General features: G+C 73.5%; 13 protein-coding genes and 1 riboswitch. Of the genes, 7 read left to right on the top strand and 6 right to left on the bottom strand.

Going from position 1 to position 14253, the window contains the following annotated elements; genetic code table 11:
• Nucleotides 1-166 precede the first annotated feature (166 nt).
• From ABIB53_RS06990 to ABIB53_RS07015, 6 genes are all read left to right on the top strand, one after another.
• Nucleotides 167-1369: a cell division protein PerM gene (locus ABIB53_RS06990; protein WP_354587636.1), complete on the top strand. Its 1203-nt coding sequence runs from the start codon at nucleotides 167-169 to the stop codon at nucleotides 1367-1369.
• A 69-nt stretch (nucleotides 1370-1438) separates the two neighbouring features.
• Nucleotides 1439-2044 carry a phosphoribosylglycinamide formyltransferase gene (gene purN / locus ABIB53_RS06995; RefSeq protein ID WP_123091181.1) on the top strand — a complete coding sequence of 202 codons (606 nt, stop codon included), beginning with the start codon at nucleotides 1439-1441 and terminating at the stop codon, nucleotides 2042-2044.
• An 8-nt stretch (nucleotides 2045-2052) separates the two neighbouring features.
• Nucleotides 2053-2130, top strand: a riboswitch (ZMP/ZTP riboswitch).
• 54 nt (nucleotides 2131-2184) lie between these two features.
• Nucleotides 2185-3840 carry a bifunctional phosphoribosylaminoimidazolecarboxamide formyltransferase/IMP cyclohydrolase gene (gene purH / locus ABIB53_RS07000; RefSeq protein ID WP_123091180.1) on the top strand — a complete coding sequence of 552 codons (1656 nt, stop codon included), beginning with the start codon at nucleotides 2185-2187 and terminating at the stop codon, nucleotides 3838-3840.
• Entirely contained in the window at nucleotides 3830-4807 is a 978-nt protein-coding gene (locus ABIB53_RS07005; protein WP_354587638.1) for a DMT family transporter, read from the top strand. Before purH ends, ABIB53_RS07005 begins: the two co-directional genes overlap by 11 nt.
• A 43-nt stretch (nucleotides 4808-4850) precedes the next feature.
• The gene (locus tag ABIB53_RS07010) at nucleotides 4851-5708 is read left to right on the top strand and encodes a bifunctional methylenetetrahydrofolate dehydrogenase/methenyltetrahydrofolate cyclohydrolase (protein ID WP_191564098.1); all 858 of its coding nucleotides are present in this window, start codon (nucleotides 4851-4853) and stop codon (nucleotides 5706-5708) included.
• 10 nt (nucleotides 5709-5718) lie between these two features.
• Complete coding sequence (locus ABIB53_RS07015; protein WP_123091178.1) at nucleotides 5719-6048, top strand: DUF3017 domain-containing protein; 330 nt, start codon at nucleotides 5719-5721, stop codon at nucleotides 6046-6048.
• Nucleotides 6049-6116: 68 nt separating this feature from the next.
• On the opposite strand, the gene ABIB53_RS07020 is transcribed toward ABIB53_RS07015, so the two are convergent.
• Entirely contained in the window at nucleotides 6117-7112 is a 996-nt protein-coding gene (locus tag ABIB53_RS07020; RefSeq protein WP_123091177.1) for a malate dehydrogenase, read from the bottom strand.
• Nucleotides 7113-7322: 210 nt separating this feature from the next.
• Here ABIB53_RS07020 and ABIB53_RS07025 point away from each other — a divergent pair, with 210 nt between their 5' ends.
• Nucleotides 7323-8210, top strand: coding sequence for a WD40/YVTN/BNR-like repeat-containing protein (locus ABIB53_RS07025; protein ID WP_354587641.1), 888 nt, complete (start codon nucleotides 7323-7325; stop codon nucleotides 8208-8210).
• Here ABIB53_RS07025 and ABIB53_RS07030 read toward each other — a convergent pair.
• The 5 genes from ABIB53_RS07030 to ABIB53_RS07050 all read right to left on the bottom strand — a co-directional run bounded on the left by ABIB53_RS07030 (nucleotide 8207) and on the right by ABIB53_RS07050 (nucleotide 14158).
• The gene (locus ABIB53_RS07030; protein WP_354587643.1) at nucleotides 8207-8980 is read right to left on the bottom strand and encodes an anti-sigma factor; all 774 of its coding nucleotides are present in this window, start codon (nucleotides 8978-8980) and stop codon (nucleotides 8207-8209) included. The genes ABIB53_RS07025 and ABIB53_RS07030 overlap by 4 nt on opposite strands.
• On the bottom strand, nucleotides 8977-9579 hold the full coding sequence (sigK, locus tag ABIB53_RS07035; protein ID WP_201465762.1) for an ECF RNA polymerase sigma factor SigK: 603 nt from the start codon (nucleotides 9577-9579) through the stop codon (nucleotides 8977-8979). The genes ABIB53_RS07030 and sigK overlap by 4 nt, the downstream gene beginning before the upstream one ends.
• A gap of 40 nt (nucleotides 9580-9619) precedes the next feature.
• Nucleotides 9620-10282 (bottom strand): fasciclin domain-containing protein, encoded by a 663-nt coding sequence (locus ABIB53_RS07040; RefSeq protein ID WP_354587645.1) that lies wholly within the window; start codon nucleotides 10280-10282, stop codon nucleotides 9620-9622.
• 100 nt (nucleotides 10283-10382) lie between these two features.
• Nucleotides 10383-11894: a molybdopterin-dependent oxidoreductase gene (locus tag ABIB53_RS07045; RefSeq protein ID WP_354587646.1), complete on the bottom strand. Its 1512-nt coding sequence runs from the start codon at nucleotides 11892-11894 to the stop codon at nucleotides 10383-10385.
• A gap of 44 nt (nucleotides 11895-11938) precedes the next feature.
• Nucleotides 11939-14158 carry an NADP-dependent isocitrate dehydrogenase gene (locus tag ABIB53_RS07050; protein ID WP_252974434.1) on the bottom strand — a complete coding sequence of 740 codons (2220 nt, stop codon included), beginning with the start codon at nucleotides 14156-14158 and terminating at the stop codon, nucleotides 11939-11941.
• Nucleotides 14159-14253 lie beyond the last annotated feature (95 nt).

Below are 14253 nucleotides of genomic sequence, written 5' to 3' on the forward strand. Positions count from 1 at the left end.
TGCTCTCACCAGCGCCGACCCGGTCGACACCCCCCTGCTCCCGGGTCGGCGCTGCCTCATGTCCGGGCCGGGTCTCGTGCCGCCCGACGAGAAACCTTCGCCGTGTTTCGCCGCGCCCGGCGTTGCCTCCACGGTGCGACGCGCACCGTGACCGACGATGTGGGCGATGACCGTCATCGACCGCATCCGCTCGGCCACCGCCGACGAGACGGGCGACCAGCGCCCCGAGCTCGCCGCGCTCGGTCGTGGTGCCCTGACGGCCGCCGCGACCTGGGTCGTCGTCACCGCTCTCGTCCTCACGGCGGTGCTGCTCTCGGGCGGCGCCGCTCCCGTCGGCGGCAGCATCGGTGCCGGCTCGGCCGTGTGGCTCGCCCTCGGCGGCGCCCGCCTCGGCCTCGGCACCGCGACGATCGCCCTCGTGCCGCTCCTCGCGCTCGCCCTGCTCGTCTGGGCGGCCCGGACCGGGGCCCGCCGGGCGCTGCGGGAGGTGGAGGGGTCCCCCTTCGCCCCCGAGCTCACCTGGCGCGAGCGGGTCGTGCAGCCCCGGACCCGCGTCGCCGGCGCCTGGCTGGCCGGCTACGCCCTCGCCGCGCTCGCGGCGTGGGGCGCGAGCCTGACCGGCCCCTTCGACGTGCGACTGCTCTCGCTGCTCCTGCCCGTCCTGCTCGTGCCGCTCCTCGGTCTCGTCCTCGGCGACGACGAGGTCGGCGCGGGGCTGCTCGGGGTGCTCCCGGTCGCGCTGCGCCGCGCCGTCGTGCCTGGTCTGCGCACGGCCGGCGCGCTCGTGCTCGCCGGTTCTCTCCTCGTCGTCGTCATGGTCGTCGTGCACCTCAGCCGGGTGCTCCACGTGCACTCCGAGCTCGACGCCGGGGTGGCCGGGGGAGCGCTCCTCGCCGCCCTCCAGGTCCTCGCGCTGCCGAACCTCGGCCTGTGGGGCCTCGGTTGGCTCGCCGGGCCCGGCTTCTCCGTCTCGCTCGGCGCCGAGACGACGTGGGCCGAGTCGCAGACCGCGCTGCTGCCGATGGTGCCGGTCCTCGCAGCCCACCCCGAGCCCGGTGCCCTGCCGTGGGTCGCGCGCCTCTCGGTGCTCGTCCCCGTCCTCCTCGGCGCCTGGCTCGCCCGTCAGTCGCTCGCCCGGATCTCCCGGCTGTCGCGGACCGTGGACAAGGCCGCCGTCGTCGGCTGCGCCGTCGTCGTCGCGGCCGTCGCGGTCGCGCTGCTCGACGCCGTCGCCGGTGGCTCGCTCGGCTCCGAGCGCCTCGCCCGCATCGGGGTGCCGGCGCCGCGCCTGGCCCTGGCGCTCGTCGTCGACCTCGGCATCGGGGCGGCGCTCGTCCTCGCCCACGACTGGTGGCGGCTGCGCCGCTGAGACGGCACGGCGGCTGCGCCGCTGAGACGGCGTGAAGGGCGCGCATGCCGGCCCCGCTAGGTTGGTCAGGTGCGTCTCGTCGTCCTCGTCTCCGGCTCCGGCACCACCCTGCAGGCCCTCCTCGACGCCTGCGCCGACCCCGCCTACGGCGCGCAGGTCGTCGCCGTCGGGTCCGACCGCCCCGACGTCGAGGGGCTGCGCCGCGCCGAGCGCGCGGGCGTGCCCACCTTCGTGCTGAGGGTCGGTGACCACGCCGACCGGGGGGAGTGGGACCGCGCCCTCACCCAGGCCGTGCAGGAGCACGACCCCGACCTCGTCGTCACCGCGGGCTTCATGAAGATCCTCGGCCCGACCTTCGTCGAGCACTTCGCCGACCGGGTCGTCAACACCCACCCCGCGCTGCTGCCGAGCTACCCGGGTGCCCACGGCGTCCGTGACGCCCTGGCGGGCGGTGCGCGCGTCACCGGCGCGACCTGCCACCTCGTCGACGGCGGCGTGGACACCGGTCCGATCCTCGAGCAGGTCGCCGTGCGGGTCGAGGAGGGCGACGACGAGGCCTCGCTGCACGAGCGGATCAAGCTCGTCGAGCGCGAGATGCTCGTCGCGACGCTCGCCCGCGCCATCACCGAGGGCTACGTCGTCGACGGCCGCTCGGTTCGGTGGGGCGCGCGCTGAGCGATACCCTGGCCGGACACGACTGGCGCAGGTGGGTCACCACCGGGGAGTGACGTCGGGGTGCATCGCCCGCCTGGGTGCGCCTCCTGCTGACAGGGACACCTGACAGGACCACCGACGTCGACCGCGAGGAGCACGCCATGCCCGAGTCCACCACCGCCACGCCCGAGGTCCCCTTCGACCAGGCCGCGCAGGACCGCCGCCCGGTCCGCCGCGCCCTCGTCTCCGTCTACGACAAGGACGGCCTCGAAGAGCTCGTCGCCGGTCTCGTGGCCGCGGGTGTCGAGCTCGTCTCCACCGGCGGCTCCGCCGCGACCATCGAGCGCCTCGGGCTGCCCGTGACGCAGGTCGAGGCGCTCACCGGCTTCCCGGAGTGCCTCGACGGCCGCGTGAAGACCCTGCACCCGCGGGTGCACGCCGGCATCCTCGCCGACACCCGCCTGCCGGAGCACCAGGCCCAGCTCGAAGAGCTGGACATCGCCCCCTTCGACCTCGTCGTCGTCAACCTCTACCCCTTCGCCGACACCGTCGCGTCCGGGGCAGGCGTCCAGGACTGCATCGAGAAGATCGACATCGGCGGGCCGACGATGGTGCGCGCCGCCGCGAAGAACCACGCGAGCGTCGCCGTCGTCACCGACCCGACGAGCTATGCCGAGGTCCTGCGCACGGTCGCCGAGGGCGGCTTCACCCTCGAGCAGCGTCAGCGGCTGGCCGCTGACGCCTTCGTCCACACGGCGACCTACGACGTCGCCGTCGCGTCGTGGATGGGCTCGGTCGTCACCGACAGCAGCGAGGGCACCGGCTTCCCGTCGTGGCTCGGCGCGACGTGGCGCCGCTCCGACGTCCTGCGCTACGGCGAGAACCCCCACCAGGCCGCCGCGATCTACCGCATCGAAGGGGGAGCGGCCCCGGCGCTCGCCCAGGCCGAGCAGCTCCACGGCAAGGCGATGTCGTACAACAACTTCGTCGACGCCGACGCGGCCGTGCGCGCCGCCTACGACCACGGCGACCAGCCGACGGTCGCCGTCATCAAGCACGCGAACCCCTGCGGCATCGCCGTCGGCGACGACATCGCCGACGCCCACCGCAAGGCCCACGAGTGCGACCCCGTGAGCGCCTTCGGCGGCATCATCGCGACGAACCGTCCGGTGAGCGCCGAGATGGCCCGCACCGTCGCCGACATCTTCACCGAGGTCGTCCTCGCCCCGGCCTTCGAGGACGAGGCGCTCGAGATCCTCACGGCGAAGAAGAACATCCGCCTGCTCACCTGCCCGCCGCCGCGCACCGGCGGCGTCGAGGTGCGCCCGATCGGCGGCGGCCTGCTCGTGCAGCAGCGCGACGCGATCGACGCGGTGCTCGAGCCGGCCGAGGGCGACCGCCCGACCCAGGGCCACGGCGACGACCCCTCGCGGTGGACCCTCGTGTCCGGCGAGCCCGCCGACGACGCCACCCTGGCCGACCTGCACTTCGCGTGGCGCTCCGTGCGCGCGGTGAAGTCCAACGCGATCCTCCTCGCCCGCGGCGGCGCGTCCGTCGGTATCGGGATGGGCCAGGTCAACCGTGTCGACTCCTGCCACCTCGCCGTGGACCGCGCGGGCGAGCAGCGCGCCTCCGGCGCTGTCGCCGCCTCCGACGCCTTCTTCCCCTTCGCCGACGGGCTCCAGGTCCTCCTCGACGCCGGCGTGCGGGCTGTCGTCGCCCCCGGCGGGTCGATGCGCGACCCCGAGGTCGTCGAGGCCGCCCAGGCCGCCGGCGTGACGATGTACTTCACCGGGACCCGGCACTTTGCCCACTGAGGAGGGCGGGCGCCAGCACGCGCTCGCCCTCGTCCTCGCCTGCCTCGGCGGCCTGCTGACGACCCTGCAGGCCCGGATGAACGGCGAGATCTCCGCGACGATCGGGGCGCCGGTGCAGGCGGCGCTGTGGAGCTTCGGATCCGGGCTGGCCCTCCTGCTCCTCCTCGCCCTCCTGCCCGCCGTCCGCTCGGGCATCGGCCGGATCGCCGCGGCCCTGCGCGCCGGCCGGCTGCGCTGGTGGCAGTGCATCGGCGGGACCCTCGGCGCGGTCTTCGTCGCCGTGCAGACGTACGCGGTGCCGCTCGTCGGCGTCGCGATCTTCACGGTCGCGACCGTCGCCGGGCAGACGAGCAACGCCCTGGCCGTCGACCGGCTCGGTGTCGGTCCCGGCGGCCGTCGTCCGGTCCAGCCGGTCCGGGTGCTCGCAGCCCTCCTCGCCGTCGTCGGCGTGGCCGTGACGGTGAGCGGGTCCTTCGGCGACGGAGGCATCTCGGTGCTCGCCGTGGTGCTCGCGCTCCTCGCCGGCGGGGGAGTTGCCTTCCAGCAGGGCGTCAACGCCCGGGTCAACCTCGAGAGCCGTCACGTCCTCGCCACGACCGGTCAGAACTTCGTCGCCGGGACGACCCTGCTCCTCCTGCTCGCCCTCGTCCAGTACTCGCGGGGCAGCTATCGGCCCACGAGCTTCGAGGGCGTGCCGTGGTGGGCGTGGTTCGGGGGTCTCGCCGGCATCGCCTTCATCGCCATCGCCGCGTGGGCGGTCGCCCACGTCGGCGTCCTGCTCTTCGGGCTCGCCCTGCTCACCGGCCAGCTCGGCTCCGCCGTGCTCATCGACGTCGTCTGGCCCAGCGCCGGTCACGAGGTGAGCGCCGTGATGATCCTCGGCGTGCTCATCACCTTCGGCGCCGCGGCGCTCGCCGGCTGGGCGGCCCGTCCGCGCCGCCGCCCTAGGGTGGTGGCCGCTCGATGACGCCCTGCCCCGACCACACCCCTGCGATGGAAGGATGCTCCCCGTGACCGCCACTCTCCTCGACGGCAAGGCCGTGCTCGCCGACATCAAGCGCGAGCTCACCGGACGGGTCGCCGCCCTGCGCGAGCGCGGCGTCGTCCCCGGCCTCGGCACCGTGCTCGTCGGCGACGACCCCGGCAGCCAGTGGTACGTCGGCGCCAAGCACAAGGACTGCGCCGAGATCGGCGTGACGAGCATCCGGCGCGACCTGCCGGCGAGCTCGACCCTCGAGGAGGTCCTCGCCGTCGTCCACGAGCTCAACGAGGACCCCGCGTGCACCGGCTTCATCGTCCAGCAGCCCACCGGGCTCGACGAGAACGCCATCCTCTCCGCCGTCGACCCGACGAAGGACGTCGACGGGCTGCACCCGACGAACCTCGGCTGGCTGGTCCTCGGTCACGAGGCACCGCTGCCGTGCACGCCCGTCGGCTGCGTCGAGCTGCTGCGGCGCCACGACGTGCCGATCGCCGGCGCGAAGGTCGTCGTCGTCGGCCGAGGCATCACCGTCGGCCGCCCGCTCGGCCTCATCCTCACCCGGCGCTCCGAGAACGCGACGGTGACGCTGTGCCACACCGGCACCCGTGACCTCGCCGCAGAGGTCCGCCAGGCCGACGTCGTCGTCGCCGCCGCGGGCGTGCCGGGCATCATCACCGCCGACATGGTCAAGCCGGGTGCCGCGGTGCTCGACGTCGGCGTGAGCCGCGTCGTCGCCGAGGACGGCCGCTCGAAGGTCGCCGGAGACGTCGCGGACGACGTCGCCGAGGTGGCCGGGTGGGTCAGCCCCAACCCCGGGGGCGTCGGCCCGATGACCCGCGCGATGCTGCTGTCGAACGTCGTCGCCGCCGCCGAGCGCCAGCTCTGACCGGCCCGTCGTGAGCGAGGAGCCCCGCGAGATCGAGGTCGAGACCCAGCCTCGTGTCGTCGCCCCCGAGCAGCGGCCCCCGGCGACCCCGCGCCTGTCCGCGTGGTGGCTCGTCGTGGCCGTCGGGGCGGTCGCGCTCGTCGTCCTCGCCCTCGGTCAGCTGCGCTGGGCGGTCATCCTCGTCGCCTCCGGCCTGTGGCTCGGCGCGGCGATCCGCGCCGTCGTGCCCGAGACGGTCGCCGGCGGGCTCGTCGTGCGCTCCCGCGGCTTCGACGTCCTCGTGCTCGTCGCGCTCGGCGCTGCCGTCCTCGTCGTCGGCCTGGCGCTGCGTCGCACCTGACCCGCAGGCACGACGAAGGGGGGTCCCCACCACCGGTGGGGACCCCCCTTCGTCATGGGGAGGGGCGGTCAGCCCTGGATGAGACCCAGGCCCTTGACCGCCTCGCGCTCCTCCTCGAGCTCGGCGACGGACGCGTCGATCCGGCCGCGCGAGAAGTCGTCGATCTCCAGGCCCTGGACGATGCTCCAGTCGCCACCGGAGACGGTGACGGGGAAGGAGGAGATGAGGCCCTCCGGCACGCCGTACGAGCCGTCGGACGCGACCGACATCGAGACCCAGTCGCCCTCGGGCGTGCCGAGCGCCCAGTCGCGGGCGTGGTCGACGGTGGCGCTCGCCGCGGACGCCGCGGAGGACGCGCCGCGCGCCTCGATGATCGCCGCGCCGCGCTTGGCGACGGTGGGGATGAAGGTCGACTCCAGCCACTCCTGGTCGCCGACGGCCTCGGCGGCGTTGCGGCCGCCGACCTCGGCGTGGAAGAGGTCGGGGTACTGGGTCGCCGAGTGGTTGCCCCAGATCGTCATCTTGCGGATCTCGGTGACCGGGACCGACAGCTTCGCCGCGAGCTGGCTGATCGCGCGGTTGTGGTCGAGACGGGTCAGCGCCGCGAAGCGCTCGCGCGGGATGTCGGGGGCGTTGCTCATCGCGATGAGCGCGTTGGTGTTCGCCGGGTTGCCGGTGACCGTGACGCGCACGTCGTCGGCCGCGACCTTGTTGAGCGCCTGGCCCTGCGGGGCGAAGATGCCGCCGTTGGCCTCGAGGAGGTCGCCGCGCTCCATGCCCGGGCCGCGGGGCCGCGCGCCGACGAGCAGGGCGTGGTTGACGCCGTCGAAGACGACCTCGGGGTCGTCGCCGATCTCGACGCCGGCCAGGGTCGGGAAGGCGCAGTCGTCGAGCTCCATGACGACGCCCTCGAGGGCCTTGAGGGCGGGGGTGATCTCGAGCAGGCGCAGCTCGACCGGGGTGTCCGGGCCGAAGAGGGAGCCGCTCGCGATGCGGAAGAGGAGGCTGTAGCCGATCTGACCGGCGGCGCCGGTGACGGCGACCTTGACGGGCGTGGTGCTCACTGGGACTTCTACCCCTTCGTCGTGGGTGTCGGATGTCCCTCGACTCTAGCCCGCTCGCGCGGCCGGACGGGCAGCCGGGTCACGCTGCGAGGACCGGGGGAGCCCGGATGTGGTGAGATCTGGTGGTGCCGTCAGGCACCTGCGCGGCGACCCGCCGCGCCCGACTCGAAGGGGGAGCGCCGTGGCTCCAGCGGTGGCCGGAGGCCGGTCATGACCCAGCGCCGGCTCGGCGTGCTCGCCCTCGTCGTCATGCTCCTCGCCGACGCCGTGCTCCTCGCCTGGGTCTTCGGGCTGCTGCCCGGCAGCGGGGCGGACGCGGCGGTGCCCGAGCCCGCGGCTGCGCCGACCGCGACGTCGGCCTCGCCCTCTGTCTCGCCGAGCACGACCTCGAAGCCCGCGGCACCGGCGGCCCGGTACGTCGCGACCTCCGTCGGCGACACCCTCTGGCGGGCCTCGGTCGCCCGGTGCACCGGTGACGCGGCGGTCGTCGAGCGCTCGCAGGACGGCGGCGCGAGCTGGGAGCGCACCCGCTACGACGGGCAGGTCGTCTACCGCCTGCGCCTCACCGAGCCCTCGGTGGGCTTCGCCGTCGGTGCCGACCGCGGGTGCCCCGAGACGGTCGTCAAGAGCACCGGCGACGGCGGTCAGACCTGGCAGGAGACGTCGGCGGGCCAGACCTGGGCCCCTCTGCGTGACGGGAATGTCCTCGTCCCCGGTGGCGAGGAGGTCGACGCGTGCGGGTCGGCCCGGGCCGTCGGCCTCGCGCCCGTCGACGAGACGAGCGCGTGGGCGGCCTGCTCGGACGGCACCCTGCGGCGCACCACCGACACCGGGGCCAGCTGGGAGGGCGTCGGCCGGGCGAAGGGGGTGACCTCGCTCGCCGTGAGCGGCGAGCGGCTCCTCGTGGGCTCGGTCGTCACCGGGTGCGACGGGCTCTCCGTGGCGTCCGGCACCACCTCGCAGGCCGACCTCGAGGACGCGACGTGCGTCTCGGGCGCCCGCACCGCCGCCGTCGTCCTGGGCGAGCAGGGTGGGTGGCTCGTCGGCACGAGCTCGTGGAGCAGCGCCGACCTCTCCTCGTGGGAGCCGGTCGCCTAGAGCGCGACGACGGCGATCGGGTCGCTCGTCGGCTGCTTCGAGCCGCTGCTCGGCTCGATCGTCAGACCGACGCCGGTGGCGCCGGACGCGTCGCCGGTGAGCAGGACCGGGGCAGAGCCCGACGCGAAGACCGTCGAGGCGTGCATCGTGCCGGAGTCGTCGGCGAGCCAGGCCTGGTAGCGCTTGTCGGCGTCCGTCTCGGGCAGGTCCGTGGGCACGAGGACTGCGGCGTCCATCGACGCGCTGCGCACGACCTCGACGGTGCCCCCGCCCGTGACCTGCGCCCGTGCGGTCCGCGCGTCGGGCGCGTCCATGACGAGCTGGGCCATGTCGGTCTGGCTGCTCTGCTCGGTCTGGGTGACCTGCCAGGCGACGGTGCCACCGACGGCGAGCGCGGCTGCGGCGGCCAGGACGCTGACGCGGCGGCCCCACCGACGCGTCGCGGTGATCGGCACGACGTCGGCGTGCCGAGCCGGCTGCGGGCCGATGTCGTCGGAGGTGGTCTCGTCGTCGCCGCGACCGTCCTGGTCGCCGACGAGCGGGGGCAGCTGACGGGTCTGGGTGATGCCGGAGAGGACCGAGGCACGCATGCTCGGCGGCGGGGAGACGGCCTCGTCGGAGGCGAGCAGCGGGCCGAGCTCGGCGAAGGAGGCGACCTCCTCGCGGCAGGCCGCGCAGTCGCGCAGGTGCTCCTCGAAGGCGGACCGCTCGGCGTCGTCGAGCGCGCCCAGGGCGTAGGCCCCGGTCAGCGTGTGCAGCTCGGCGTTCATGCGGTCACCCCCAGCGTGTCTCGTAGTCGTATCAGGCCGTCTCGGATGCGCGTCTTCGCGGTGCCGAGCGGCAGGTCCAGCAGTGCGGCCACCTCGGTGTGCGTGTAGCCCCCGAGGTAGGCCAGTGTGACGGCCTCGCGCTGGACCTCGGTGAGGTCCCCCAGCGCGCGGTGCACACGGGCCGCCTCGAGGCGGGCCGCGGCGACCTCGGCGGTCGAGTCGTAGGCCGGGCTGTGAGTCTCGACCTCGTAGCGGTGGTCGCGGTGGTCGGCCGCCTCGCTGGCCCGGACCCGGTCGACGGCGCGGCGGTGGGCGATGGTGAGCATCCACCCGAGCGCGCTGCCCCGCGCGGGGTCGAAGCGGCTCGCGGTGCGCCAGATGTCGAGGAAGACCTCCTGGGCGACCTCCTCGGACTGCGCCGGGTTGCGCAGGACGCGCACGACGAGGCCGTAGACCCGTGAGGCCGTCGCGTCGTAGAGCTCGGCGAAAGCGGACTCGTCACCGGTCGCGGAGCGACGCAGGAGGGCGGCGAGGTCGGGGACCACAGGTGCGCGGGCGTCGTCGACCGGTGACTCATCATCGCTCGACAACGCCCGCATGCACCCATGATCACTCATCCCCCGCCGTGGTCGTGCTTTCTTACTTCTTCATCTCGGGCATGAGGACGCCGTCGATGATGTAGACGGTGGCGTTGGAGGTCTGGACGTTGCCGCAGACGACCTTCGCGTCGCCGACGGTGAAGTCCTCGCCGGAGCCCTCGACGGTGATCTCGTCACCGGCGAGCGTCTTGTGCGTGCCCGCGAGGTCCTCGGGGGTGAGCTTGCCCTTGACGACGTGGTGCGTGAGGACGGTGGTGAGCAGACCCTTCGGGTCGGCCATCGCCGAGTCGAGGGTGTCCTTGTCGACCGCGTCGAAGGCGTCGTTCGTCGGGGCGAAGACGGTGATGTCCTCGGAGCTGTTGAGCGTGTCGACGAGGCCGGCCTCCTTGACCGCGCCGACGAGCGTCTTGAGGTCGGGGTTGTTGCTCGCGGCGGTCGCGACCGGGTCCTTGGCCATGCCGGCGAAGGAGCCCGCGCCGTCGGCCGGGACCGACTCGCAGCCGGGGCCGAAGGGCTCGTCGCCCATGGCCATGTCGTCGCTCGAGCTGGAGCTGGACTCCATGGGGGAGGAGGACGAGGAGCTCATGCCGGAGCTGGTGCTCGAGCCGCTGGCGGTGTCGGTGTCGCCGCCACCGCACGCGGTGAGCGCGAGGGGGAGGGCGGCGAGGGTGGCCAGGGCGGTGGTGCGGGTGATGCGACGCATGGGAGCGGTCCTCTCTGAGGGGATCAAGCTGACACCTGGTCTTCGTCGCTGCGCGCGGATCGGATGGGTCTGCGGCACAACCTTTTTCGGACCAGCCCTCTCAGGTGACGACGACGGCGATCGTGTGCAGGCCGGTGGCCCCCTTCGGGAAGGGCGTGGCCCGCTGGGTGGTCTGGGTGTAGCCGGTCTCGTCGGTCGCGCGGACCGAGATGTCGTGACGGCCGGACGTGGCCTTCCACGGCATGTACCACTGACGCCAGTAGTCGATGCCTGCATCGGGACCCAGGGTGGCGCGCTGCCACTCGCCGTCGTCGATCCTCACCTCGACGCGCTCGATGCCGCGCTGCTGGGCCCAGGCGACACCGCCGATGACCGTGCTCCCGGACGGGATGGGGTCGAGCGGCTTCGGGGTGTCGATGCGCGACTGGGTGAGCACCGGGGCGTCGGTCGCCCAGTCGCGGTCGGTCCAGTAGGCGCTCTGGGCGGCGTAGGTCGTCAGGGTCATCTTCGTCAGCCACTTCGTCGCGCCGACGAATCCGTAGAGCCCAGGCGTGACGAGGCGCACGGGGAAGCCGTGCTCGCGGGGGAGCGGTGCCCCGTCCATGCCGACGACGACGAGCGAGTCCCGGTCGTCCATGAGCGCCTGCACGGGGGTCGAGATCGTCATCCCCTCGACGCTCGTGCTGAGCACCTGGTCGGCCCCGGGGCGCACACCGACGCGCTCGAGCAGGGTGCGGGTGGGCACGCCGAGCCAGCGGGCGGAGCCCACGTAGCCGCCGCCGACCTCGTTGCTCACGCAGGTCATCGTGATGTCCTTCTCGATCATCGGCAGCTCGAGCAGCTCGTCGAAGGAGAGGGTGAGGGGCCGCTCGACGTCGCCGTCGATGACGAGCTGCCAGTCCTTCGGGTCCACCCGCGGCACGGTGAGGGCGGTGTCGACCCGGTAGAAGGCGTCCCGCGGGGTGACGAAGGGGGAGACCCCCTCGTGCGTGCCCTCGATGCCGGCGGGGAGCGGCCGGGGAGAGGTCGTGGGCTCCGGCAGCGCGATCTCGGGGACGCGGCGGCGAGCGGTGATGACCTGACCGCCGCCGCCGAGCGCCGCGGCGGCGACGCCCGCGCCACCGGCGGCGAGGACCCCGCGGCGGGCTGGCTGGCCGGGGGCCGCCCAGGTGTCGGCCTCACGACGGCCGGCGAGCCAGGCGAGGGTGGCGCAGCCGAGGACTCCGGCGACGACCGACGGGAGCACGGCGGCGGGGCCGGCAGCGGGCCGGCTGAGCGCAGCAGCACCCGCGAGCGCGGTGAGCGCGGCGAGCAGCCCGAGGCCCAGCACCGGCCGGGTGCGGTGCAGGACGCCGGCCAGGGCGGCCAGCAGCAGGGTGACGACGGCGACGGATCCGACGAGGATCGGTTTGTCGGCGGTGCCGAAGGTCGAGACCGCCCACTCCTTGACGGGGGTGGGGGTGGCGTCGATGACCGTGGACCCGACGGCGAGGACCGGCGAGGCGGCGGGGTCGACGAGCGCGGCGACGAGGTGCGCCGCGCCGGTGCCCAGGGCGGCTGCGAGCAGCCCGTGCAGGGCGCCCACCCGGACGGGGGTCTGAGATCTCTCCATGGTGGAGGTTCGTCGCAGACCCGCCGTCCGGATGGGCGTGCGGGTCACATCCCGTCGACGACCGCGTTGAGCGTCGGGCTCGGACGCATCGCGGCGCTCGCGCGCTGCGGGTCGGGGCGGTAGTACCCGCCGAGGTCGACCGGTTCGCCCTGCGCGCCGATGAGCTCGGAGGTGATCTGCTCCTCGCCGTCGCCCAACGCCTGCGCGACCGGGGTGAAGCGCTCGCGCAGCTCGGCGTCGGCGTCCTGGGCGGCCAGGGCCCGCGCCCAGTACAGGGCGAGGTAGTAGTGGCTGCCGCGGTTGTCGATGCTGCCGAGCTTGCGCGCCGGCGACTTGTTCTCGTCGAGGAAGGTCGCGATGGCCTGGTCGAGCGTGTCGGCGAGGACCTGCGCCTTGGCGTTGTCCTGCGTCGTCGCGAGGTGCTCGAGCGAGGCGCCGAGCGCGGAGAACTCGCCGAGGCTGTCCCAGCGCAGGTAGTTCTCCTTGACGAACTGCTGGACGTGCTTCGGGGCCGAGCCGCCCGCACCGGTCTCGAAGAGCCCGCCGCCGTTGAGCAGCGGCACGACCGAGAGCATCTTCGCGCTCGTGCCGAGCTCGAGGATCGGGAAGAGGTCGGTGAGGTAGTCGCGCAGGACGTTGCCGGTGACCGAGATCGCGTCCTTGCCGGCCCGGATCTGCTCGAGGCAGTACGTGATGGCCTCCACCGGGGGGAGCACGACGATCTCAAGGCCCTCGGTGTCGTGGTCGAGCAGGTAGCGCTCGACCTTGGCGATGACGTTGCGGTCGTGCGCGCGCGCGTCGTCGAGGTAGAAGACCGCGGGGGCGCCGGTCGCGCGGGCGCGGGTGACGGCGAGCTTGACCCAGTCCTGGACGGGGATGTCGCGCACGCGCGCCATCCGCCAGATGTCACCGGTCTCGACCTCGTGCTCCATGAGCACGGTGCCGTCGGCCGTCGAGACGCGCACGGTGCCGGCGGCGGGGACGACGAAGGTCGTCGGGTGCGAGCCGTACTCCTCGGCCTTCTGGGCCATGAGACCGACGTTGGGCACCGAGCCGATCGTCGCCGGGTCGAGCGCGCCGTTCTTCTTGTGCTCCTCGACGACGGCCTGGTACATCGGGCCGTAGCTGCGGTCCGGGACCATCGCGAGGGTCTCGCGCTGACCCCCCTTCGCGTCCCACATCTGACCGCTGTCGCGGATGACGACCGGCATCGAGGCGTCGATGATGACGTCGCTCGGCACGTGGAGGTTCGTGATGCCCTTGTCGGAGTCGACCATGGCGAGCGCGGGGCGCTGCGCGAAGACGGCGTCGATGTCGGCGCGGATCGCCTCCTGCGTCTCCTGCGGGAGCGACTCGATGGAGGAGTGCAGCGCGCCGAGGCCGAGGTTGGGGTTGACGCCGGCCTCACGGAAGGCGTCGGCGTGGGTGTCCATGACCTCGCCGAGCCACACCGAGACGGCGTGCCCGAAGAGCACCGGGTCGGAGACCTTCATCATCGTCGCCTTGAGGTGCAGCGAGAGCAGGAGGTCCTCGCTCTTCGCGGCCTCGATCTGCTCGGCGTAGAAGGCGCGCAGCGCGGAGACGGACATGAAGGTGCCGTCGACGATCTCGCCCTCGAGCACCGAGACGCCGTCCTTGAGCACGGTGTCGCCCTGCGGGGTCATGAGGGTGATCGTCAGCGTGTCGTCGGCGGTCATGACGACCGACTGCTCGTGGCCGTAGAAGTCGCCCTCGCTCATCGAGACGACGCGCGCCCTGTTCTCGGCGGTCCACGGGCCGAGGCGGTGCGGGTGCTTCTTGGCGAAGTTCTTCACCGACTGGGGCGCCCGGCGGTCGGAGTTGCCCTCGCGGAGCACGGGGTTGACCGCAGAGCCCAGGACGGTCGCGTAGCGGGACTGGGTCTCGCGCTCCTCGTCGGTGCTCGGGTCGGAGGGGTAGTCGGGGATGTCGTAGCCCTGGCCCTGCAGCTCGCGGATGGCGGCCTTGAGCTGGGGGACCGACGCCGAGATGTTCGGCAGCTTGATGATGTTGGCGGACGGGTCCTGCGTCAGCTCGCCGAGGCGCGCGAGGTTGTCCTCGACGCGCTGGTCCTCCTGCAGGCGCTCCGGGAACTGCGCGAGGATGCGACCGGAGAGGGAGATGTCGCTCGTCTCGACCTCGACTCCGGTGCCCCTGGTGAAGGCCTGGACGATCGGCAGCAACGAGTAGCTGGCGAGCGCCGGCGCCTCGTCGATCTGCGTCCAGACGATCTTGGACGTGCTCATGTGACTCCTCCGTCGGGGTCGTGATGGGTGGCTCGTCCCGATCTTCCCACGGACCCCTCGCGGGCCGCCGGGGCGTTCGGCTCTGTCGCGGCGGC

Origin of the sequence: Janibacter sp. UYMM211, assembly GCF_040547045.1 — a bacterium.
Classification (GTDB): Bacteria; Actinomycetota; Actinomycetes; order Actinomycetales; family Dermatophilaceae; genus Marihabitans; species Marihabitans melonis.

Coding starts and splice junctions, on each gene's coding strand:
- ABIB53_RS06990 (WP_354587636.1), top strand. CDS start 167: ATGACCGTCATCGACCGCATCCGCTCGGCCACCGCCGACGAGACGGGC.
- purH (WP_123091180.1), top strand. CDS start 2,185: ATGCCCGAGTCCACCACCGCCACGCCCGAGGTCCCCTTCGACCAGGCC.
- ABIB53_RS07025 (WP_354587641.1), top strand. CDS start 7,323: ATGACCCAGCGCCGGCTCGGCGTGCTCGCCCTCGTCGTCATGCTCCTC.
- ABIB53_RS07030 (WP_354587643.1), bottom strand. CDS start 8,980: ATGAACGCCGAGCTGCACACGCTGACCGGGGCCTACGCCCTGGGCGCG.
- sigK (WP_201465762.1), bottom strand. CDS start 9,579: ATGCGGGCGTTGTCGAGCGATGATGAGTCACCGGTCGACGACGCCCGC.
- ABIB53_RS07040 (WP_354587645.1), bottom strand. CDS start 10,282: ATGCGTCGCATCACCCGCACCACCGCCCTGGCCACCCTCGCCGCCCTC.
- ABIB53_RS07045 (WP_354587646.1), bottom strand. CDS start 11,894: ATGGAGAGATCTCAGACCCCCGTCCGGGTGGGCGCCCTGCACGGGCTG.
- ABIB53_RS07050 (WP_252974434.1), bottom strand. CDS start 14,158: ATGAGCACGTCCAAGATCGTCTGGACGCAGATCGACGAGGCGCCGGCG.